At 72.9% G+C, this 20,489-nt stretch carries 19 protein-coding genes; 8 read left to right on the top strand and 11 right to left on the bottom strand.

Annotated elements, in window-relative coordinates; genetic code table 11:
* Together RM844_RS03165 and RM844_RS03160 are read right to left on the bottom strand one after the other, a co-directional pair.
* Complete coding sequence (locus RM844_RS03165) at positions 1-1,371, bottom strand: DUF6716 putative glycosyltransferase (RefSeq protein WP_311664479.1); 1,371 nt, start codon at positions 1,369-1,371, stop codon at positions 1-3.
* Positions 1,372-1,804: 433 nt separating this feature from the next.
* On the bottom strand, positions 1,805-2,410 hold the full coding sequence (locus tag RM844_RS03160; protein WP_311664477.1) for an RNA polymerase sigma factor: 606 nt from the start codon (positions 2,408-2,410) through the stop codon (positions 1,805-1,807).
* Between the two features lie 493 nt (positions 2,411-2,903).
* On the opposite strand from RM844_RS03160, the gene RM844_RS03155 reads away from it, so the two are divergent.
* Entirely contained in the window at positions 2,904-3,857 is a 954-nt protein-coding gene (locus RM844_RS03155) for an SPFH domain-containing protein (protein ID WP_311664475.1), read from the top strand.
* A complete protein-coding gene (locus RM844_RS03150) occupies positions 3,854-4,111 on the top strand; it encodes a hypothetical protein (protein ID WP_311664473.1) in 258 nt (85 codons plus the stop codon). The genes RM844_RS03155 and RM844_RS03150 overlap by 4 nt, the downstream gene beginning before the upstream one ends.
* A gap of 52 nt (positions 4,112-4,163) precedes the next feature.
* Here the strand turns inward: RM844_RS03150 and RM844_RS03145 are convergent, their stop codons facing one another.
* Positions 4,164-5,771: a family 20 glycosylhydrolase gene (locus tag RM844_RS03145; RefSeq protein WP_311664471.1), complete on the bottom strand. Its 1,608-nt coding sequence runs from the start codon at positions 5,769-5,771 to the stop codon at positions 4,164-4,166.
* A 210-nt stretch (positions 5,772-5,981) separates the two neighbouring features.
* Between RM844_RS03145 and sdhC the strand changes: the two genes are divergently transcribed.
* The 4 genes from sdhC to RM844_RS03125 are packed head-to-tail and all read left to right on the top strand — an operon-like array spanning position 5,982 to position 9,395.
* Positions 5,982-6,362, top strand: coding sequence for a succinate dehydrogenase, cytochrome b556 subunit (gene sdhC, locus RM844_RS03140; protein WP_311664469.1), 381 nt, complete (start codon positions 5,982-5,984; stop codon positions 6,360-6,362).
* Positions 6,363-6,368: 6 nt separating this feature from the next.
* Positions 6,369-6,833, top strand: coding sequence for a succinate dehydrogenase hydrophobic membrane anchor subunit (locus tag RM844_RS03135; protein ID WP_311664467.1), 465 nt, complete (start codon positions 6,369-6,371; stop codon positions 6,831-6,833).
* Positions 6,834-6,861: 28 nt separating this feature from the next.
* Positions 6,862-8,616: a succinate dehydrogenase flavoprotein subunit gene (gene sdhA, locus RM844_RS03130; protein WP_311664465.1), complete on the top strand. Its 1,755-nt coding sequence runs from the start codon at positions 6,862-6,864 to the stop codon at positions 8,614-8,616.
* The gene (locus tag RM844_RS03125; RefSeq protein WP_311664463.1) at positions 8,616-9,395 is read left to right on the top strand and encodes a succinate dehydrogenase iron-sulfur subunit; all 780 of its coding nucleotides are present in this window, start codon (positions 8,616-8,618) and stop codon (positions 9,393-9,395) included. Before sdhA ends, RM844_RS03125 begins: the two co-directional genes overlap by 1 nt.
* 44 nt (positions 9,396-9,439) lie before the next feature.
* On the opposite strand, the gene RM844_RS03120 is transcribed toward RM844_RS03125, so the two are convergent.
* Entirely contained in the window at positions 9,440-10,207 is a 768-nt protein-coding gene (locus tag RM844_RS03120) for an SAM-dependent methyltransferase (protein WP_311664461.1), read from the bottom strand.
* A gap of 70 nt (positions 10,208-10,277) precedes the next feature.
* Between RM844_RS03120 and RM844_RS03115 the strand changes: the two genes are divergently transcribed.
* Positions 10,278-11,675, top strand: a complete 1,398-nt coding sequence (locus RM844_RS03115) for an FAD-binding oxidoreductase (RefSeq protein ID WP_311664459.1) — start codon at positions 10,278-10,280, stop codon at positions 11,673-11,675.
* Positions 11,676-11,696: 21 nt separating this feature from the next.
* Here the strand turns inward: RM844_RS03115 and RM844_RS03110 are convergent, their stop codons facing one another.
* The 4 genes from RM844_RS03110 to RM844_RS03095 form a co-directional block, all read right to left on the bottom strand.
* Positions 11,697-12,611: a hypothetical protein gene (locus RM844_RS03110; RefSeq protein ID WP_311664457.1), complete on the bottom strand. Its 915-nt coding sequence runs from the start codon at positions 12,609-12,611 to the stop codon at positions 11,697-11,699.
* Positions 12,612-12,676: 65 nt separating this feature from the next.
* Entirely contained in the window at positions 12,677-14,311 is a 1,635-nt protein-coding gene (locus RM844_RS03105; protein ID WP_311664455.1) for an ABC transporter substrate-binding protein, read from the bottom strand.
* Between the two features lie 129 nt (positions 14,312-14,440).
* The gene (locus RM844_RS03100; protein WP_311664453.1) at positions 14,441-14,740 is read right to left on the bottom strand and encodes a carboxypeptidase-like regulatory domain-containing protein; all 300 of its coding nucleotides are present in this window, start codon (positions 14,738-14,740) and stop codon (positions 14,441-14,443) included.
* Positions 14,741-14,914: 174 nt separating this feature from the next.
* Positions 14,915-16,276: a metallophosphoesterase gene (locus RM844_RS03095; protein ID WP_311664451.1), complete on the bottom strand. Its 1,362-nt coding sequence runs from the start codon at positions 16,274-16,276 to the stop codon at positions 14,915-14,917.
* Positions 16,277-16,487: 211 nt separating this feature from the next.
* On the opposite strand from RM844_RS03095, the gene RM844_RS03090 reads away from it, so the two are divergent.
* Complete coding sequence (locus RM844_RS03090; RefSeq protein WP_394814409.1) at positions 16,488-17,708, top strand: D-alanyl-D-alanine carboxypeptidase family protein; 1,221 nt, start codon at positions 16,488-16,490, stop codon at positions 17,706-17,708.
* On the opposite strand, the gene RM844_RS03085 is transcribed toward RM844_RS03090, so the two are convergent.
* The 3 genes from RM844_RS03085 to trpS all read right to left on the bottom strand — a co-directional run bounded on the left by RM844_RS03085 (position 17,596) and on the right by trpS (position 20,347).
* Positions 17,596-18,534: a YihY/virulence factor BrkB family protein gene (locus tag RM844_RS03085; protein WP_311664449.1), complete on the bottom strand. Its 939-nt coding sequence runs from the start codon at positions 18,532-18,534 to the stop codon at positions 17,596-17,598. The two genes, RM844_RS03090 and RM844_RS03085, sit on opposite strands and share 113 nt — an antisense overlap.
* A 97-nt stretch (positions 18,535-18,631) precedes the next feature.
* Positions 18,632-19,204, bottom strand: coding sequence for a 2'-5' RNA ligase family protein (locus RM844_RS03080; protein WP_311665284.1), 573 nt, complete (start codon positions 19,202-19,204; stop codon positions 18,632-18,634).
* Between the two features lie 126 nt (positions 19,205-19,330).
* The gene (trpS, locus tag RM844_RS03075; RefSeq protein WP_311664447.1) at positions 19,331-20,347 is read right to left on the bottom strand and encodes a tryptophan--tRNA ligase; all 1,017 of its coding nucleotides are present in this window, start codon (positions 20,345-20,347) and stop codon (positions 19,331-19,333) included.
* Positions 20,348-20,489: the final 142 nt, after the last annotated feature.

Below are 20,489 nucleotides of genomic sequence, written 5' to 3'. Positions count from 1 at the left end.
TCACAGCTGCCCCCAGCGGCGGATCAGCGGGGCGACCCGCTGGGCGCCGGCGCGGTAGGCGCCGCGGGCGGTGCGGCGCAGCAACTTCCGGGAGGCGCCGCGGAGTCCGGCCGCGCCGGCGGCGGACGGCTGGTCGGCCAGCGGCTCGCCCTTGGGGTCGAGGCCGTGCCGGGCGAGCAGCCTCGGCAGGTAGCCGGGCGCGGTACGCGGCGTGTAGTAGGGGGACAGCGGGGGCAGGCCGGCCAGCCGGCGCTGTTCCAGCTGGAGCGCGAGGCGCTCGCGGGCGGCGGCGAAGCCGCTGGCCACGCTCTGCTCGCCGCGGGTGATGCCCTGGTCGGCGAGCCAGTCGGGGTCGGGAGTCGGCAGCAGGCCGTCGTCGATCTCGTCCCACGAGGCGAGGCAGCCGGAGCCGATGAAGTAGTGGTTGCCCAGCGGTTCGCGGACGCCGAGGTCGGTGAGGACGGCCGTCGGTATGGAGCGCTCCAGCGACTCCAGGGCGGCCGTGGAGCTGACGGTCACCAGCAGGTCGGTGGTGTCCAGGACCTCGCCCATGTTGCCGTAGGCCAGCGAGAAGTTGGCCGGTCGCGCGTCCTTGGCGCGCTCGGCGAGCCGCTGGTAGGGCAGTTCCTCGATGTGGGTGGTGTGTTCGCTCGGCTTGCTGCGCAGCTTGAGCACCACCTCACGCTCGGGGTGCCGCCGGGCGTGCGCCATGGCGCGTTCCAGCAGGTAGGCGCGCTCCGCTCGGGACTCGGGCACCGAGGGCTGCACGGCGAAGACGACCCGGGTGGGCCGCTCGCCGCGCTCGGCGGGGCCGGGGTCGTAGCGGGTGCCGCCGAGGAACGGCAGCGCGCACGGGGTGACGGAGCCGCCGCCGGCGCCGACCCCGTCGTAGGTCTCGCGGAACCGGCGGACGTCGTAGGGGCTGTTGGCGAGCACCAGGTCGGCGCCGTGCCGGAGCAGCAGTCCGTCGGAGAGCTTCTCGTAGACCACTCCGACGTAGCCGGTGACCACGACGGGGCGGCGGGTCACGCCCTCCCAGACCCGGGCGAGGCCGTGCAGCATGGCCTGGGTGGTGCCGCCGACGCAGGCCAGCACCAGCACGTCGAACGGGGGCAGGGCCTGGTCCTCGCCGGTGGCGCGGCGGCCCTGCTCGGCGAGGAAGTCCACCGCGTTGATCTCGGTCAGTTCGTGGGCCTCGGCCCCCACTTCGGCGAGCTGTCGCGCCGTGGGCGTGGCGCGGCCCCACAGGAGATAGCCGTGGACGGCCGACTCCGGGGCTATCCGAAGCGCCGTGAGGGCGCCCCATTTCCACCGGGTGTCGGAATCCGCCAGCACGGCCACGCGGGGCTTGGTGGGGGATGAATCGGGCACGTTCTGAACATTAGGCAGCCGTTTCGAGTGCCGGGCCAACTCAGTCACAACAACCAGTTAACAGCACGACACAGAAACCCGAACTCACCTCGGGAACAGCGCCGTTCACCTGCGACGATGCTGTTGTTCACCTTTCTGGGCCCCAATTTCCGCATGCTGTTCACCTGTACGCGTCGGGCGCGTTTCCCGGGGCCCGGAAAAGCGCCGACGAACGGGCCGGAGCCAGGTTTTCGATGAACGGGAATGTGGGTCGTCACCGGCCGGAAAAGAAAAAGGCCCGCACCGGGGATCCCGGGCGGGAGGGCTGTGCGGAGGTGGAAGCGGCGCGGGCGGGGCTGGGGGAAAACCGCCCCACCCGCGCCTGGGGCTCCCTGAGGTACGGGGGGGACCTCCGGGTGAACCCCTGTCGGCCGATGACCAGTCGGCCTGCTTCTTACTGCGCCGTAGCCCGCGTTTGCGTTACTCGCCCCAGCGGACGGGGGCCATCGGAGTGGTCGACCAGCTGCGCCAGCCGGCGCAGCCCCCGGTGGTTGGCGGTGCGGACGGCGCCGGGCCGGGAGCCGAGCAGCAGGGCGGCGCGCTTGGCGTCGAGCCCGAAGAGGGTGCGCAGCACGACCGCGCCGGCCTGCTCCCTGGGCAGCTCGGCGACCAGCCGCATCGTCCGGCTGGTGCCGAGCGCCGCGATGGCCTCCTCGGCCGTGTCGGCGGACGACGGGAGGTCCACCAGCGCCGTCTCGTCGGTGCCGCACTCGCGGGGCCGCCGGCCGCACGCCCTGAGGTGGTCCAGCGCCCGGTTGCGCGCGATCCGGGAGGCCCAGCCGCGGAACCGGTCCGCGTCCCCCTCGAAGCGCCCGAGGTCACGCGATATGTGGAGCCACGCCTCGGCCGTGACGTCCTCGGCGTCCATCTCGGCGACGATGGTGCGCACGTAGCCGAGTAACCGTGGATGCACGGCGCGGAAGACCGCACGGAACGCGACCTCGTCGCCCCCCTGGGCGGCGCGCACCGCCTCGGTCAACTCGCAGTCTGCCCCCTGCACTCCCGCCCCCTTTGCGGCCCCTCGCCGCACTCGTCCCAGCGGTGGTCACTGTCTGTCCTTCGCCACTGAACGCTACGCGTTGCCGGCGACATCGTCCATGGCGCATCCGGCCGTATCGGCGCGGTAACGGAAACCACGTCCGCAACGCAGAGAGAGGTACGGACCTGCCCTTTGTGGGCAGCGTGTCCGGCGGACAGCCGGGGTCTCTCCTGTGGGGGGTGGCGGCCCCGGCTGTCACTGCCTTCACCTGGGCGTTGCCCAGCCCGGGGCCGACGCGCACCCACGCGCACGACTTCCTCACGGCTTCCCCCCGGCACGTCCCCGTTCTCCCCCTTCTCTCACGCCCCTCGCGGGCGTCCGGTCGACCTGACGGGCAACTCCGCGCGCGGCAGGGGCTTTTCAGCGTGCCTGCGGTCGGATTAAAGTGATAGCACTTTGCTAGAGGGGGGTTGTGACGCTCCTCTCACCCCCCGTCGTCGAAGGAGCAGCCGCCATGCCGCAGAGCGAGACCACCGAAACCCCGCCCGCCACCGAGCCGGCCGGGCCGACCGCCCCCTCGATCCGGGAGGTGGCGGCACGCTGCGTGCCCGGCGGGCTGGCCCTGCTGCTGACCTTCCTCGGCACACTGCTCAGCGCGGGCGTCCTGGTGGGCGGCATCGTGTTGGCCAACAACGGCCAGGCCGGCTGGGGGGCGACCGCGATCGTGGGCGGCACACTGGCCTTCCTCACGGCGCTGTTCATGATGAGCGGGCTCAACATGGTGGCGCCCGGCGAGGCCAGGGTGGTGCAGTTCTTCGGCCGCTACGTCGGCACGATCCGCACGGACGGGCTGCGTTGGGTCAACCCGCTGACCACCCGCGCCAAGATCTCCACCCGGGTCCGCAACCACGAGACCCCGGTGCTCAAGGTCAACGACGCGCACGGCAACCCGATCGAGCTGGCCGCCGTCATCGTCTGGCAGGTGCGGGACACCGCGCAGGCCAGCTTCGAGGTCGACGACTTCGTGGAGTTCGTGGCCACCCAGACCGAGTCGGCGGTGCGGCACATCGCCATCGAGTACCCCTACGACGCGCCGGACGACGCGGTGCTCTCGCTGCGCGGCAACGCGGAGGAGATCAACGAGACGCTCTCCGCCGAGCTGACCACCCGGGTCAGCGCGGCCGGCGTGCGGATCGTGGAGTCCCGCTTCACCCACCTCGCCTACGCGCCGGAGATCGCCTCGGCCATGTTGCAGCGGCAGCAGGCCGGCGCCGTGGTCGCCGCCCGGGAGACCATCGTCGAGGGCGCCTGCGGCATGGTGGAGGCGGCCCTGAGCCGGATCACCGAACTCGACCTGGTGGACCTCGACGAGGACCGCAAGGCCGCGATGGTCTCCAACCTGCTGGTCGTGCTCTGCGGGGACCGGGCACCGCACCCCGTGCTGAACACCGGGACGCTCTACCAGTGACGGACCGCCCCGCCCGCGGCACGCGCAAGCAGGTGCTGCTGCGTCTGGACCCCACGGTGCACGCGGCGTTGGCCCGCTGGGCCGCCGACGAGCTGCGCAGCACCAACGCCCAGATCGACTTCCTGATCCGCCGGGCGCTGCGCGAGGCCGGCCGGATGCCGGCCGAGGCACGCCCGCCGGCCCGCCGGGGCCGACCACCGGCCGCCGACCCGGACGCCGACCCGGCCACCGGCCCGGACGAGCCGGCGCCCTGACCCCCCGCCAGGAGCGGCCGGGGCCAGGGCGCCGGGATCAGCGGCGCCGGGATCAGCCGGTCACCCGGTCGGCCAGCTCGACGAACTGGCCCCAGTCCAGCTCGGGTTCGGCCGGGTCCCAGAGCTTCTGGGCGACCGCCCGCAGCGGGTTCACGATCCCCTCGGCGACCTCCTGCTGGGTCTGCGCGTCCGCCAGGTCGCACCAGACGGCGAACCGGCCGCCGAGCACGTGCTCGGCGTTCGCGAACTCCTCGGGCACCGGCTCGCTGCCCCGCACCACGTCCGGGGTCCACTCGTCGTAGATCCGCTCACCCGTCGGATAGGTGAACTCATTGGGCTCGCCCAGCACGTAGTAGAGGTACTCGGAGTTCATGTTGACCAGCGGCCAGCCGCCCTCCAGGTACTCCACCGGCTCCCGGGCGCCCAGCTCCCGGCCGGTCCAGTAGGTGACCTCGCGGTCCTGGTCCGGCTGGGCCTCGCCGCCGGCGTGCATCCCGTCGTTCCACACCTGCGGCGTCTTGCCCGCGTCGCGGGCGGTGTCGGCCCGGTCGTTGAGCCAGCCGGTGGCCAGGTCGGTCACGGTGGCGTCGTCGCCGAACCGCTCCCTGGCCGCCGCGGCCAGGTCCGGGTAGGAGGCCTCCGGGTCGGACTTGTACAGCGCCGCGTACTCGTCGCCGCCCAGGTGCAGGTAGTCGCTGGGGAAGAGGTCGGCGTACTCGCGCAGCAGGTCGTCCACGATCTCCGCGGCCTCGGGGTCGGAGATGTCGATGGCGCCGGACGTCGCGCTGCCGTCGGAGGCGTGCAGCTGGAGGTCCGGGTGGGCCGCCAGCACCGCGCCGAGGTGGCCGGGCGAGTCGATCTCCGGGATGACATCGATGTGCAGCGACTGGGCCAGTCGGATGATGTCGCGCACCTCGTCCTTGGTGAGGTGGTCGTCGGAGACCACCTCGGGGTGGGACTCGCTCTCGACCCGGAAGCCCTGGTCGTCGCTGAAGTGCAGCTGGAACTGGTTGAGCTTGAGCTGGGCCATCTCGTGCAGCCGCTGCTCGATCCAGTCGGCGTCGAAGGACTTGCGGGCGGTGTCCAGGCTGAAGCCCCGCTGTGGCCGGTCCGGCCGGTCCTCGACGGTGCCCTGGGCGATGCCGCCCTGGCCGCGCACCGCTTGGCCGAGGGTGACCGTGCCGTAGAACGCGCCGGCCTGGTCGGCGGCGGTGATGGTGACCCGCTGGTCCTCGGTGACCAGCCGGTAGCCCTCCCGGCCGGTGTCGGCGTCCTCGTCCAGCACCAGCTCTATGTCGCCGGGCCCTGGGTCGTCGTCGGCCCGGTCGGCCGAGAGCTCGTCGGCGAGTCGGTCGGCCTCGTCGGTCAGCGGTCCGTCCGGGTCGGTCACCACCCGGGTGGAGTCGGCCGGGGCCCAGCCGGGTCCCGGGGCCGGTTCGAAGGAGCGGACCGCCGGCACCGTCTGGGGCGCCTCGCTCGGCCCGGTGGGCAGCGGGGTCGCGGGGGACTCCGCGATGGGGGACTCGCCGGCGCCGCGGGGTTGCCGGGCGCTGGAGTCCTGGGGGTCGCCGGTCGGGTTGGTGACTGTCAGCAGCAGGGCCACGGCGATCACCGCAGCCGCGCCGGCCAGTGCGAATATTCGCCAGGGCGCTTGTCGCATATTCTGAAGGTAACCGCTGGTCATCAGCTGGCAAACGGATGACAGGGATGCCGGATTTATCGCCCTCGCGGCCCCCGGGAGCAAGCCAGCCGAAACACGTCGATACCATGTGCCCGGCCGGTGGACCGTACCCGGCCGGGCCGACCGACCGTCCCGAGAAACCGGATCTGCCGGCAGGCCCGACGTGATTCGCGTGTGAAGGGTTCTTCCGTGCCGGCAGGAACGTTGTACCGCGGCCGGGAAGGCATGTGGTCATGGGTGGCGCACCGCGTCACCGGTGTCCTCATCTTCTTCTTCCTGTTCGTCCATGTGCTGGACACCGCGTTGGTCCGTGTCTCTCCCGAGGCATACGACGACACCATCGCGGTGTACAAGACGCCCCTCGTGGCCGTGATGGAGTACGGGCTGGTCGCCGCGGTGCTGTTCCACGCGCTGAACGGCCTGCGGGTGGTGGCCGTCGACTTCTGGGCCAAGGGCACCCGCTACCAGCGCCAGATGCTCTGGACCGTGGTGGGGCTGTGGCTGGTGCTGATGGCCGGCGCCGCCTACCCGGTGCTGGGCCACGCCGTCCGCGAAGTGTTCGGGAGCTAGATCACCATGAGTGCTGTGAGTTCCGCGCGTGCCACCGACGAGGGCGTCAGCCCCGACAACCCGGCACCGCTCATCGACCCGCCGCGCGCCAGGACGGCGAAGACGCCCAGGGCCACCCGTACCAACTTCGAGTTGTACGGCTGGATCTTCATGCGGCTGTCCGGCATCGTCCTGGTGGTGCTGGTCATCGGCCACCTGCTGATCCAGCTGGTACTGGACGGCGGGGTGAGCAAGGTCAGCTTCGCGTTCGTCGCCGGCCGCTGGGCCTCCCCGTTCTGGATGGCCTGGGACCTGATCATGCTCTGGCTCGCCATGCTGCACGGCGCCAACGGGCTCCGGACGATCATCAACGACTACGCCCAGCGGGACGGAACCCGCTTCTGGCTGAAGATGCTGCTGTACACGGCGACGGTCTTCACCGTGCTGCTGGGCACCCTGGTGATCTTCACCTTCGACCCGAACATCCGCTGACGCACCGGGGCTGACGAGGCATTCGACCATGCAGATCCACAAGTACGACACCGTGATCGTGGGCGCCGGTGGCGCCGGGATGCGCGCGGCCATCGAGGCCACCAAGCGCAGCCGCACCGCGGTGCTCACCAAGCTCTACCCCACCCGCTCGCACACCGGCGCGGCGCAGGGCGGCATGGCCGCCGCGCTGGCCAACGTCGAGGAGGACAACTGGGAGTGGCACACCTTTGACACCATCAAGGGTGGCGACTACCTGGTGGACCAGGACGCCGCGGAGATCCTGGCCAAGGAGGCCATCGACTCCGTGCTCGACCTGGAGAAGATGGGCCTCCCCTTCAACCGCACCCCCGAGGGGCGGATCGACCAGCGGCGGTTCGGCGGCCACAGCCGCAACCACGGCGAGGCCCCGGTGCGCCGCTCCTGCTACGCGGCGGACCGCACCGGCCACATGATCCTCCAGACGCTGTACCAGAACTGCGTCAAGGAGGGCGTGGAGTTCTACAACGAGTTCTACGTGCTGGACCTGCTCCTCAACGAGGTGGACGGGGAGAAGCGCACCGCCGGCGTGGTGGCCTACGAGCTGGCCACCGGCGAGCTGCACGTCTTCCAGGCGAAGGCGGTCGTCTTCGCCTCCGGCGGCAACGGCAAGTTCTACAAGGTGACCTCCAACGCGCACACCCTGACCGGGGACGGCCAGGCCGCCGCCTTCCGGCGCGGGCTGCCGCTGGAGGACATGGAGTTCTTCCAGTTCCACCCGACCGGCATCTGGAAGATGGGCATCCTGCTCACCGAGGGCGCGCGCGGCGAGGGCGGCATCCTGCGGAACAAGGACGGCGAGCGCTTCATGGAGAAGTACGCGCCCGTCATGAAGGACCTGGCCTCCCGGGACGTGGTCTCCCGCTCGATCTACACCGAGATCCGCGAGGGCCGCGGCTGTGGCCCCGACGGAGACCACGTCTACCTGGACCTGACCCACCTGCCGCCGGAGCAGCTGGACGCCAAGCTGCCGGACATCACCGAGTTCGCCCGCACCTACCTGGGCATCGAGCCGTACACCGACCCGATCCCGATCCAGCCGACCGCGCACTACGCGATGGGTGGCATGCCGACCAACGTGCTCGGCGAGGTGCTGGCCAACAACACCGACGTGGTGCCAGGGCTCTACGCGGCCGGCGAGGTCGCCTGCGTCTCGGTGCACGGCGCCAACCGGCTGGGCACCAACTCCCTGCTGGACATCAACGTGTTCGGCCGGCGGGCCGGCATCGCCGCCGCCGAGTACGCGGCGACCGCCGACTTCGTCGACCTGCCGGAGGACCCGGCGAAGTTCGTCGCCGACGAGGTGGAGCGGATGCGCGACGCCACCGGCAGCGAGCGGGTCACCGACATCAGGGCCGCGCTGCAGGAGACGATGGACAAGAACGCCATGGTCTTCCGCACCGAGCAGACGCTCAAGGAGGCCCTGGAGGAGGTGACGGCGCTGCGCCGCCGCTACCGGGACGTCTCCGTGCAGGACAAGGGCCGGCGCTTCAACACCGACCTGCTGGAGGCCCTGGAGCTGGGCAACCTGCTGGAGCTGGCCGAGGTGCTGGTGGTCTCGGCGCTGGCCCGCAAGGAGTCCAGGGGCGGCCACTACCGCGAGGACTACCCCAACCGCGACGACGTCAACTTCATGCGGCACACCATGGCCTACCGCGAGGTGGACGCCGAGGGCAACGAGTCGATCCGGCTGGACTACAAGCCGGTCGTCGTCACCCGCTACCAGCCGATGGAGCGTAAGTACTGATGGCTACCCCGACTTTGGAGAAGGACGCCGCCCCGGCGGCGGCCAACGACCACCTGGTCACCGTCACCTTCCGGATCCGCCGGTTCAACCCGGAGGTCTCCGCCGAGGTGGCCTGGCAGGACTTCGAGATCGCGATCGACCCCAAGGAGCGGGTGCTCGACGCGCTGCACCAGATCAAGTGGCACGAGGACGGCACGCTGACCTTCCGCCGCTCCTGCGCCCACGGGATCTGCGGCTCGGACGCGATGCGGATCAACGGCAAGAACCGGCTGGCCTGCAAGACGCTGATCAAGGACATCACCACCATCGAGGGCTCGGTCGCCACCAAGCCGATCCTGGTCGAGCCGATCAAGGGCATGACGGTCCTCAAGGACCTGGTGGTGGACATGGAGCCGTTCTTCCAGGCCTACCGGGACGTGATGCCGTTCCTGATCACCACGGGGAACGAGCCGACCCGCGAGCGGCTGCAGTCCTCGGCGGACCGCGAGCGGTTCGACGACACCACCAAGTGCATCCTCTGCGCGGCCTGCACCTCCTCCTGCCCGGTGTTCTGGAACGACGGGCAGTACTTCGGCCCGGCGGCCATCGTCAACGCGCACCGCTTCATCTTCGACTCCCGTGACGAGGGTGGCGAGCAGCGGCTCGAGGTGCTCAACGACAAGGACGGCGTGTGGCGTTGCCGCACCACGTTCAACTGCACCGACGCCTGCCCGCGCGGGATCGAGGTGACCAAGGCCATCCAGGAGGTCAAGCGGGCCCTGATCACCCGCCGCTTCTGAGCGCCGCACGACGCCGCACAACGCCGCGCGGCTGACCCGACGGGTCAGCCGCGCAGCACCAGGGTGGCGAAGCCGAGCACGCCCCGGTAGCCGCCGAGCCAGCCGGCGCGGTGCTCGGCCGCCGTCGCCGCCGCCTCGGCGGCCTTCGGGTGCTCGGGGTGGTCCAGCGCCCAGCCGGCCAGCGAGCCGGTCCAGCACCACTCGTAGTCGTCCCACTCGTCGAGGGTGGAGACCCGGCCGTGCACCGGGGTCAGGCCGGCCTCGACACACCGCGCCACCAGGCCGGCCAGGTCGGTGAAGTCCGCGGGCTCCGCGCCCAGCGCGGTCAGCGCCGCCGGCGTCGGCTCCCGTTCCCAGAAGCACTCCCCCAGCACCAGCCGGCCGCCGGGGGCCAGCCGTGCCACGGCGCCGGCCAGCGTCGCCGCCAGCCCGCCGAAGGCGTGCGTGGCGCCCACCGAGAGCACCACGTCGAAGGCGCCGTGCGCCGCCTCGGCCGCGAACGCGGCGGCGTCGCCGGTGACCAGGGTCAGCCGGTCGGCGACGCCCAGCCGGGCCGCCTCGGCCGCGGCGTGCGCCAGCCCGCCCGGGTCCAGGTCGACGCCGACGGCGGTGGCCGTCGGGTGGGCCGCCAGCGCCCGCAGCGGCCAGGCGGCCTGGCCGCAGCCCAGGTCCAACAGCCGGACGGGACCGGCCCGGTCGGCCAGCGCCCGCCGCAGCAGCGCGGCCACCGACTCCTCGCTCAAAGGCGCGGCGATCGGGTGCTCGGCGTGGGTGATCAGGTGCCGCTGGTACGGCGCTTCGTCGGTGGTCATGCGGGGCAGCCTGGCACGGTCCCGCCTCCCGGGCATGGGATTTCCCGCGCCGAGCTGCCAAGCTGCCGGCATGGGTACCGCGGATGAGACCTCAGTCGACGAGAACCCCCTGGTGGCGCGGCTGCTGGCGGCGCTGCCTGCCGACGCCGTACTGACCGACCCCGACGTGACCGCCTCCTACACGCACGACATGGCCAGCTTCTGCCCGGCCGGCGAGGCCGCCGCCGTGGTGCTGCCGCGCACCGTCGACGAGGTCCGGGCGGTGCTGCGGATCTGCCACGCGCTGGCCGTGCCGGTGGTGCCGCAGGGCGCCCGCACCGGGCTGTCCGGCGCGGCCAACGCGATCGACGGCTGCGTGCTGCTCTCGCTGCTGCGGATGGACCGGGTGCTGGAGATCGACCCGGTGAACCGGATCGCGGTGGTGGAGCCCGGCGTGGTCAACGCCGTCCTCTCCCGGGCGGTCGCCGAACACGGGCTCAGCTACCCACCGGACCCGTCGAGTTGGGAGCAGTGCACGATCGGCGGCAACATCGGCACCGGCTCCGGCGGGCTGTGCTGCGTCAAGTACGGGGTGACCGCGGAGTACGTGCTGGGCCTGGACGTGGTGCTGGCCGACGGACGGCTGCTGCGCACCGGGCGGCGCACCGCCAAGGGTGTCGCGGGCTACGACCTGACCCGGCTCTTCGTGGGCGCCGAGGGCACCCTGGGCGTGGTGGTCCGGGCCGTGCTGGCGCTGCGCCCGGCGCCGCCCCGGCAGCTGGTGCTGGCCGCCGAGTTCGGCTCGGCCGCGGCGGCCGGGGACGCGGTGGCCCGGATCATGGCGGCCGGCCACACGCCGTCGCTGCTGGAGCTGATGGACGGCACCAGCGTCCGCGCGGTCAACCGGCTGACCAGGATGGGGCTGCCGGAGTCCACCCGGGCGCTGCTGCTGGCCGCCTTCGACACCCCGGAGCCGGCCGACGAGCTGGCGGCGGTCGCCGAGCTGTGCCGCGCCGCCGGCGCCACCGAGGTGGTGCCGGCCGACGACCCGGCCGAGTCGGAGCTGCTGCTCGCCGCCCGGCGGGCGACGCTGCCGGCGCTGGAGGCGGTCACCGGCACCACGATGATCGACGACGTCTGCGTGCCGCGCGACCGGCTGGCCGCGCTGATCGACGGGGTCGCCGCCATCGCGGAGCGGTACCGGCTGACCATCGGCGTGGTGGCGCACGCCGGTGACGGCAACGCGCACCCCACGGTCTGCTTCGACGCGGGCGACCCGGACGAGACGGCCAGGGCGCGCGCCTCGTTCGACGCCATCATGGCGCTCGGTCTGGAGCTGGGCGGCACCATCACCGGCGAGCACGGGGTCGGGGTGCTGAAGCGGGACTGGCTGGCCCGGGAACTGGGCCCGGTCGGCGTGGAGTTGCAGCGGGCGGTGCGGCGGGTCTTCGACCCGACCGGCATCCTCAACCCGGGCAAGGTGCTGTAGCCGGCCCGGCGGGTCCGGGGCTCACCGCTCCGCCGGCGGATCCGCCGGGGGCTCGGCTCCCGGGTCGGCCGGGGCTTCGGCTCGCGGGTCGGCCGACGGTTCCGCCGGGGCTTCGGCCGGCTGAGGGGTGTACGGGGTGCACAGCTCGTCGAGCAGCCGGGCGCGGGACTCCGCCGGGTCGCGGACCAGCTCCGGGTACACCCGGGCGCGCCAGCCGGCGGCCGCCCGGGGCAGGCCGTCGGTCAGCGACCGGCGCAGTATCCGCTTGGCCACCTGCAACGGCAGCGCCAGCACCGGCCGCAGCACGCCCCGGCCCCTGGCGGCGATCCGCAGCTCCACCTGCCAGCCCCCGCCGGTGGCCGGCCGCGGGGTGGCGGTGGCCTCGGCCCGCACCAGCGAGTGCCGCACCTGGAGCCGCAGCGGGGGCGGGCCCGCCGTGCCGGCGGCCGCCGCGTACCAGCGGTCCACGTCCAGCTCCGCCCACAGGCCGAACCAGCGCAGCCAGCGGCGGCGTTGCCGGCCCGGGCGGGAGATCGAGCCGTCCACCCGCAGGCCGGCCGTGACCGGCCGGGCCACGGAGCGCAGCCGCAGCTCGGCGGCGATCCGGGGGCTCGGCCCCGGGCCGAGGCGCTGGCCGTCCAGCCGCAGCGTGGTGCCGGCCGCCCGGTCGAAGTCCACCAGGGTGACCCGGGGCGCGATCGCGTCCTTGGCCAGCGGTGCCGCCGTGGCCTCGTGACGGCCGTAGCGGGCGCCGGGCCGGGCGTGTTCGCCCGCCAGCAGGGCCACGCCCTGGACGGCCCGGCCGTCCGCCGCGTACAGCCGGCCGTCCGCGGCCCGCAGGCTCTCCCAGACCTCCTGCGGCACCGCGACCGCCCGGTCCAGGTCCGCGCGGCGGAGGGCGGGGGACAGGATGAGGGTGTGCTTGAGACGTGCCATGGCCGCATCCTGCCGCACCGCCCCGGCGCCGCCGGGTAACCCGGGGGCCGGGGCGGCGGGCCGGATCAGATGCGGTTCAGCTCCCAGAGCCGCCACACGCCGCTGTCCGAGACCAGGTGCTGGACGCCCGTGATGTCCTCCCGGCTGACGGTGAACCGCTTCTCCTGCCAGATCGGCACGACCGCCGCGCTCTCCGCGGCCACCTCGACGATCTCCTGGAACGGGACGGCGGCCTTGGCCCGGTCCGCCTCGGCCTGGGCCTGGGCCATCAGCCCGGCGATCTCGTCGCTGACGAAGCCGGTGCTCAGGGCGTCACCCGGGCCCACGATCGGGTCGACGAAGGTGGCCGGGTCGGGGAAGTCCGAGCGCCAGCCGATGAGATAGGCGTCGAACTCGCCCGCGGGCAGCCCGTCCAGGAACGGCTTCCACTCGTGGTGGGCCACCTCCACCTCGAAGAGGCCGTCCGCCTCCAGCTGCCGCTGCACGGTGGCCGCCTCCTCGTGGTTGGCGGCGCCCCGCGAGTAGGCGATGTCGAGGCGGTACGGCAGCGTGAGGCCGGCGTCCAGCATCCGCTGCCGCAGCACCTCGGGGTCCTGCTCGCGGTACTGGTCGAAGTACGGGGTGCCGTGGCCGATGTAGCCGACCGGGACCAGCGAGAACAGCGGCTCGACGGTGCGCTGCTGCACGTCGTTGCTGATCTCCTCGCGGTCCAGCAGGGCCGCCGCGGTCTGCCGGGCGACCTGGCTGGCGCCCGGCGTGCCCTCCTTGGTGTTGAAGGCCAGCATCCGGATGGAGCCGGCGATGCTCTCGGTGACCGGCTGGCTGGGGTCGCTGCGGTTCATCCCGGCCATCACGGCGGGGGGCATCTTGCCGTCGTTGACGTCCAGTTCGCCGTCGGCCCAGGCGGCGGCCAGCTCCTCGTCGGCGCCCAGCTCGTCGTCGCCGTAGAAGTAGCGGATGGTGACCGGGAACTCGGGCACCTCGTTGGCGCCCCGGTAGTCCGGGTTGGGCACCAGCTCGACGGACTGGCCGTCGTTCCACTCCTCCAGCAGGAACGGGCCGGAGCCGGACACCTCGAAGTCGGTGCGGGGCTCCAGCAGCTCGTACTCCTCCCGGTCCACGATGGCGCCGGCGCTGCCGGCCACCACCAGCGGGAAGGTCGCGTCCGGGTGCTCCAGTTCGAAGATGACGTCCTGGCCGTCGGTCCGCACCGCGACCAGGCTCTCCAGCAGCGCCGCCGGGCCGTTGAAGGAGAACTTCTCGTCGTCCGGGATGCTGTCGTCGGCCTCGTCCTCACTGGCGCGCTGGGCCATCGCCTGGATGCGCTCGAAGGAGAACTGCACGTCCTCGGGCTCGATGGCCCGGCCGCTGCTGAACTGGAGGTCGTCCCTGAGGGTGCAGCGGTAGACGGTCAGTTGGTTGTCCGTGAAGCCGCACTCCTCGGCGGCGTCCGGCACGGGCTGCTCCTGGCCGTACTGGAAGGTCAGCAGCGACTGGTAGAGGTTGCTCATCAGCGCCTGGGCCGAGGCGTCGTAGGCGCCGCCCGGGTCCACCAGGCTGGGGGTGGACGTGGTGCCGACCACGATCGGGTCCGCTGAATCGCCGGCCGACCGGAACACCGTCCAACCCACGAAGGCACCGGCGACCAGCACCAGGGCGAGACCGACACCTATGACCCCTTTGGCCCGGATACGTCGCACTCCCGCGCCCTTTCTCGGAAAAACTGTTGGGAGGCCACCCAACCACAGGGCACGTGAACCGCTACCGGGCAGGTGGCAAGCGTCGGCCACACTTCGTAGGGTGGCCGGCGCGCTACCCGGAGCAATCCGTCATTCCGTTACAGCACCGGGCACATCGATCATAAGCTCGACCTCGACGGCCCGGCCGTCCAGCCTGATCTCCACGCTCCTGGTGCCCAACTGCGGTGAGAAGGCGGCCAACACGTAGTCGCCCTCGGCCGGCGCCTGCACCTCGAAGGTCCCGTCACCACCGCTGCGGGTCTTGGCCAGGTTCTTTCCCCCGTCCACCCCGGAGAGGGTCACCACCGCGCGGGGCAACGCCACCCCCAGCGAGTCACTCACCCGTCCGCGGACCACGAGCCCCTCCCCCAGTCCTGCAAGCTCGGACATACCTATCGCTCCTCCCAACGCCGCGCACCGTGTCCGTCACGCTGTCAGTTTGTTCCCTCAGCGTTATCCAGGACACCAACGGCGGCCGAATAGTTGACGCGTCGGACCCGGCTGGCACAAAACCGGGACCGGCTCGGGGTAACCCCTAGGGGGCCCGCCCGCGCCGGCCGGCGCTCAGGCCTGCCCGGAGGCCAGCTCGACCACGGTGATGTCCGGGTCGGCGCCCAGCCGCACCGGCGGCCCGTAGGCGCCGGCGCCCCGGCTGACGTAGAGCTGGGTGTCGCCGTACCGCTCCAGACCGGCGAGGGTCGGGTTGGCCAGGTCGGCGAGGTAGGTGATGGGCCACATCTGGCCGCCGTGGGTGTGGCCGGAGAGCTGGAGGTCCACGCCGTGGTCCACCGCCTCGTGGATCATCACCGGCTGATGGGCCATCAGCACCGAGGCGCGCGCCAGGTCCCGGTCGCCGAGCGCGGCCCGGTAGTCGGGCCCGCCGAACTCGGTGCCCTCGCCGTCCACGTCGTTGACCCCGGCCAGGTCGAAGAAGGGCAGCTCGCGCCGCTCGTTGACCAGCGGGGTGACGCCCAGCTCGCGGATGTGGTCCACCCAGGGGGCGGTCTCCACGTAGTACTCGTGGTTGCCCGTCACGAAGTAGGCGCCGTCCCTGGCGCGCAGCTCGGCGAGCGGGGCGACGGCCGACCGCAGGTCGTCCACCTCCGCGTCGACCAGGTCGCCGACCACCGTGATCAGGTCGGGCTGCACCTCGTTGATGGTGTTCACCACCCGGCGGCAGTGCGAGGCGCCCAGCACCGGGCCCAGGTGGATGTCGCTGACCACGGCTATCCGGTAGCCGTGCCCGCCCCTGGGCAGCTTGGCCAGCGGAACGGTGACCCGGCGCACCCGCAGCCGGCGGAAGTTGTAGCTGCCGTAGCCGACCGTCCCGGCGGCCAGCAGGCCGACGCCGACGCCGATCGAGCGGGTCACCAGCAGCCGGCGGCTCAACTCGCTGTCGGCCGGCTCCCCGGCGCCCGCCGGGGTGGCGGACGGCGCGTCAGCCGGCGGCTCGGCGGGCGGGACGGCGGGCGCCGCCCCGCCGCGCGCCGGGCCGTCGGCCGGGCCGGCCGCGGCCTCGGCCGCCGCCACGCCGGCCGGCACGGGCGCCGGCTCGGGCGCCGGCTCGGGCTCGGCCGCGGCGGCGGCCGCCGCTTCCTCGTCGGCCCGCTCCGGGGCGGCGGCGGCCCGCCGGCGGAGGCGGCGCAGCAGCAGCCAGCGCGGCAGCTCGGCGGCCAGCAGCCCCAGCAGCAGGTAGAGCAGCGCGGCCATCCAGTAGAAGCCGGGCACGGCCACCACCTGGTGCGCCGAGAACGGCAGACCGAGCCGCCCACCCCCGGCGGCCAGCAGCGTTGTCAGGGTCAGCGCCCCCAGCACCCAGCCGCCGTAGCGCCGGTACCTGGTGCCGGGCCGGGAGACGTCGCGCACCAGCCGCCGCCACAGGTACCAGAAGGCGGAGCCGAGCACCGCACCGGCCACAAGAGCCATGGCCACGACGGTCAACACAAGTGATCCCTCCCGCGCCGGTGCCACACCGAGCGCCCCTCATCCAGTATGGGTGACCTTGGGTCGTCCGAACGTCGGCGCCCACGTCACCGGTTTGCGCCGCTCCGCTGGCACGGACGCAGGGTGACAGCGATAGGTTCAGCGTGTGCCGTTCAATCGCTCGTCCTCTTTTAGGATCTCTGTGCGCGCGTGGGTGCTTGGCTTACTGACCGCGCCGCTGCTGGCCCCCACCCTCGCCGTGGCCGACGACGCGCCGCCCGCCGCCGAGCCGGTCGGCGGGGCCGAACTGGCCGGCTCGGGCATCGCGGTCGACACCTCGGCCGAGGTGCCGCCGCTGCCCGCCGAACTGACCGCCAAGTCCTGGATCGTGGCCGACGCGGAGACCGGCGAGGTGTTCGCCGCGCACGCGGCGCACCGCCCGCTGCCCCCGGCCAGCACCCTCAAGATGCTCTTCGCCGACACCGTGCTGCCCCAGCTGGCGCGGGACGCCGAGTACCTGGCGGAGCCCGAGCACTTCACCGAGCTGGGTCCGGGCAGCAGCGCGGTCGGCGTCGCCGACGGCCACACCTACACCGTCGAGGACCTGTGGCTGGGCGCCTTCCTCGCCTCGGGCAACGACGCGGTGTACGCGCTGACCGCCATGAACGGCGGCAAGGAGGCGACGGTCGCGGAGATGAACGAACGCGCCGCCGAGCTCCAGGCCTACGACACCCACGTGGTCAACCCGGACGGCTACGACGCCGACGGGCAGCTCAGCTCGGCCTACGACCTGACGCTGATCGCCCGCGCCGGCCTACAACACGACGACTTCCGCGAGTACGCAGCCACCGCGTCCGCCGACTTCCCCGGCGAGGGCGAGGGCGAGGACCGGGAGACGTACGAGATCCAGAACACCAACCGGCTGCTGGTCGGCGCCCCGGGTCTCGACCCCTACCCGGGCCTGGCCGGGGTGAAGAACGGCTACACCTCGGCGGCCGGCTACACCTTCACCGGCGTCGCGGAGCGCGGCGACCGGGTGCTGCTGGTCACCGTGATGGACCCGGCCGACGACGACAACCTCGCCGTCTACCGGGAGGCCGCGGCGCTGCTCGACTGGGGCTTCGCCGCCGCCGACACCGCGCGGCCGGTCGGCGAGCTGGTGCCGCCGGTCAGCGAACTCCCGGCGGACCACCAGGCGGAGCCGGAGCCCGAGCCGGCCGGCATGGCGGGCGACGACGGGAAGAACGCCGAGGCCGCCGCCGCGGGCGCCACCGGCCCCGAGGAGGAGCCGGCGGTGGCCAGCGGCCTGCTGGTGGCCACGGTCACGGCCGGGGCTCTGGCGGTACTGGCCCTGGGGGCCTACGTGTTCCACCGGCGTCATCCGTTGCCGCTGCCGCGTCCAGCGCGTCGGCGTCGGGACGGCGACCCGGACTGACCGCGGTGGCCGTCCAGGCGCAGCAGAAGAGCAGCAGCTTGGCGATCAGGTTGATCCACAGCAGCAGCGCCACCGGCACCCCGAAGGCGCCGTAGACGTTCCGCCCGGCCACCCCGGTCAGGTAGCCGCCGAGGAGCAGCTTCAGCAGCTCGATGCCGACCGCGCCCAGCAGACAGGCCGTCAGCGTGGCGCGGCGCGGCGGCCGGACGCCGGGCAGCCAGACCAGCACGTAGAGCAGCAGCAGGAAGGTGACCGCGACGGCCACCGCGTAGGCGCCCAGCTGGATCAGCGGGCCGACGCCGTCCAGCCGGTCGCCGGCCCAGTGCAGCAGGCTCTGCCCCACGATCGAGACGCCGAGCGAGACCAGGGTGACCGCGCCCAGGCCGGCCAGCACCCCGACGTCCTTGGTCCGGCGCAGCACCACGTTCTCCGGCGGGTCGTCCAGGTCCCAGACGGCCCGCAGACAGCCGCGCAGCGCGTCTATCCAGGCCGCGCCGGTGGGCAGCACCAGCAGCAGCGAGATCAGCCCGATGGTGCCGGCGTGCGTGAAGAGGGCCTCCAGGTCGAGCTGGGCCGAGATGCCGGGCACCTGTTCGGAGAGCCATCGCTCGATGTCCTTCAGCCGCCGCTCCGTCAGCAGCTGGCTGCCCACGGCGGCGGCCAGGCCGAGCACCGGGAAGAGGGCGACGAAGCTGGTGAAGGTGATGGCGGCGGCCAGCCGCGTCCAGTGCCGCTGGTCCAGGTGCTGGTAGAGCCGCCAGAGCCGGCTGTCCGCGACCCACGCCACCGCGGCGGCCACCCAGGGCGGCCGTTTCCACCACGCCATCCGACCTCCACGTCGCCAGTCCGGACCGGTCCGGACCGGTCCGGTGGTCAGACCCTAGGGTCTGAGCCGGCCGGCGCGGCACCGGCCCGCCGGCGGGTCAGGCCACCCGGGGCGGCGGGCCGAGCGGGCGGCCGGCGGAGCTGGCGGCCGGCGCGAACAGGAACTCCCGGCGCAGCGCCCAGACCGCGTCCGCGTCCTGCTCGTAGAGGGCGAACCCGGCGACCCGCCAGGCCGCCTGGTAGCCGGCCAGCTCGACGCTGGCCCGGTCCATCGCCTCCTCGGCGATGCCGTGCGCCACCGTCACGTGCGGGTGGTAGGGGAAGAGCAGCTCCCTGGCCAGCGGGCCGGCCGGGTCGCGCAGCCGCTCCTGGAGCCGGCCGCAGGCCGCCGAGCCCTCCACCACCCGGACGAAGACCACCGGGGAGAGCGGCCGGAAGGTGCCGGTGCCGGACAGCCGCATCGGGAACGGCCGCTCGGTGGCGGCGACCGCGGCCAGGTGCTCCTCGATCGCCGGCCGGAGCGCCGCGTCCACCTCGGTGGGCGGCAGCAGCGTCACATGGGTGGGGATGCCGGCGGCGGCCGCGTCACCGAAGCCGAGCCGGGCGCGTTGCAGGCGGCTCCCGTACGGCTCCGGAACCGCGATGGACACACCGAGGGTGACCGTCCCCACCATTCGACTCCCTCCATCTCGTGAGCGGTTCGCCGTCCGCTCCTCGCTCCGCGCGGGCGTCCCGCCCGCCAGTGTGCCAACGTCCGCCGGACCGGCGCGGTGCCGCCGGGGGCCGGGGCCGGGGGCTCAGCCGGGCAGCGGCGGCACGAAGCCGACCGCCTCGTGCACCCGGGCCAGCGTCCCGGCCGCCACCGCGCGGGCCTTGGCCGCGCCCCTGGCCAGCACCCGGTCCAGCTCGGCCGGGTCGTCGAGGAACTCCCTGGTCCGCGCCTGGAACGGGGCCACCCACTCGGTGAACAGCTCGGCCAGCTCGGTCTTGAGCGGCCCGTAGAGCTGGCCGTCGTACTTGGCCTCCAGCTCGGCGACGGTCAGCCCGCTGAGCGCGGCGTAGACGGTGAGCAGGTTGCTCAGGCCGGGCTTCTCGGCCGGGTCGTAGCGGACCTCGGTGCCGGTGTCGGTGACCGCGCTGCGGAACTTCTTCGCCGAGGTCTTCGGCGGGTCGAGCAGCCACACGATGCCCTTGGCCGACGAGCCGGACTTGCTCATCTTGCTGGCCGGGTCCTGGAGGTCCTGGATCTTCGCCGCGTCCTTGAGGATGTGGGCGTTGGGCAGCCGGAACAGCTCGCCGAACCTGCCGTTGAACCGCGCCGCGACGTCCCTGGTCAGCTCGACGTGCTGGCGCTGGTCCTCGCCGACCGGCACCTGGTCGGTCTGGTAGAGCAGGATGTCGGCGGCCTGCAGGATCGGGTAGGTGAAGAGGCCGACCGTGGTGGACTCCGCGCCCTGCTTGGCGGACTTGTCCTTGAACTGCGTCATCCGGGCCGCCTCGCCGAACCCGGTCACGCAGTTGAGCACCCAGGCCAGCTGGGCGTGCTCCGGCACGTGGCTCTGCACGAAGAGCGTGCAGCGCTCCGGGTCCACCCCGGCGCCCAGCAGCTGCGCGGCGGCCAGCCTGGTCGCCTCGCGCAGCGCCGCCGGGTCCTGGGGGACCGTGATGGCGTGCAGGTCGACGACGGAGTAGTAGGCGTCGTGGGTCTCCTGGAGCGGCACCCACTGCCGCACCGCACCGAGGTAGTTCCCCAGGTGGAAGGAGCCGGCGGTGGGCTGGATACCGGACAGGACGCGCGGACGATCGGTGGCCATGGCAGTCATTGTCGCAGGTCCGCCAAGCGGGGAAACGGGCCGCCGGTCACCCGTCGGGAGCACCGCATACCGGACACCAGCGCCGGGGATCTTCCCATAGCGGACGGCAGGCGCTACAAGTGCCATGGCACCACCCCCGCCA

It is taken from the genome of Streptomyces chisholmiae, assembly GCF_031845445.1.
GTDB classification, from domain to species: domain Bacteria; phylum Actinomycetota; class Actinomycetes; order Streptomycetales; family Streptomycetaceae; genus Streptomyces; species Streptomyces chisholmiae.
The sequence above is the reverse complement of the archived record's forward strand: the minus strand, read 5'-3'. Positions and strand labels throughout refer to the sequence as shown.

What these genes read in the sequence shown, in the direction of transcription:
- RM844_RS03135 (WP_311664467.1), top strand. Translation starts at nt 6,369, where the DNA reads ATGAGTGCTGTGAGTTCCGCGCGTGCCACCGACGAGGGCGTCAGCCCC.
- RM844_RS03120 (WP_311664461.1), bottom strand. Translation starts at nt 10,207, where the DNA reads ATGACCACCGACGAAGCGCCGTACCAGCGGCACCTGATCACCCACGCC.
- RM844_RS03145 (WP_311664471.1), bottom strand. Translation starts at nt 5,771, where the DNA reads ATGCGACAAGCGCCCTGGCGAATATTCGCACTGGCCGGCGCGGCTGCG.
- RM844_RS03085 (WP_311664449.1), bottom strand. Translation starts at nt 18,534, where the DNA reads ATGGCGTGGTGGAAACGGCCGCCCTGGGTGGCCGCCGCGGTGGCGTGG.
- sdhA (WP_311664465.1), top strand. Translation starts at nt 6,862, where the DNA reads ATGCAGATCCACAAGTACGACACCGTGATCGTGGGCGCCGGTGGCGCC.
- RM844_RS03125 (WP_311664463.1), top strand. Translation starts at nt 8,616, where the DNA reads ATGGCTACCCCGACTTTGGAGAAGGACGCCGCCCCGGCGGCGGCCAAC.
- trpS (WP_311664447.1), bottom strand. Translation starts at nt 20,347, where the DNA reads ATGGCCACCGATCGTCCGCGCGTCCTGTCCGGTATCCAGCCCACCGCC.
- RM844_RS03110 (WP_311664457.1), bottom strand. Translation starts at nt 12,611, where the DNA reads ATGGCACGTCTCAAGCACACCCTCATCCTGTCCCCCGCCCTCCGCCGC.
- RM844_RS03100 (WP_311664453.1), bottom strand. Translation starts at nt 14,740, where the DNA reads ATGTCCGAGCTTGCAGGACTGGGGGAGGGGCTCGTGGTCCGCGGACGG.
- RM844_RS03155 (WP_311664475.1), top strand. Translation starts at nt 2,904, where the DNA reads ATGCCGCAGAGCGAGACCACCGAAACCCCGCCCGCCACCGAGCCGGCC.
- RM844_RS03095 (WP_311664451.1), bottom strand. Translation starts at nt 16,276, where the DNA reads ATGGCTCTTGTGGCCGGTGCGGTGCTCGGCTCCGCCTTCTGGTACCTG.
- RM844_RS03115 (WP_311664459.1), top strand. Translation starts at nt 10,278, where the DNA reads ATGGGTACCGCGGATGAGACCTCAGTCGACGAGAACCCCCTGGTGGCG.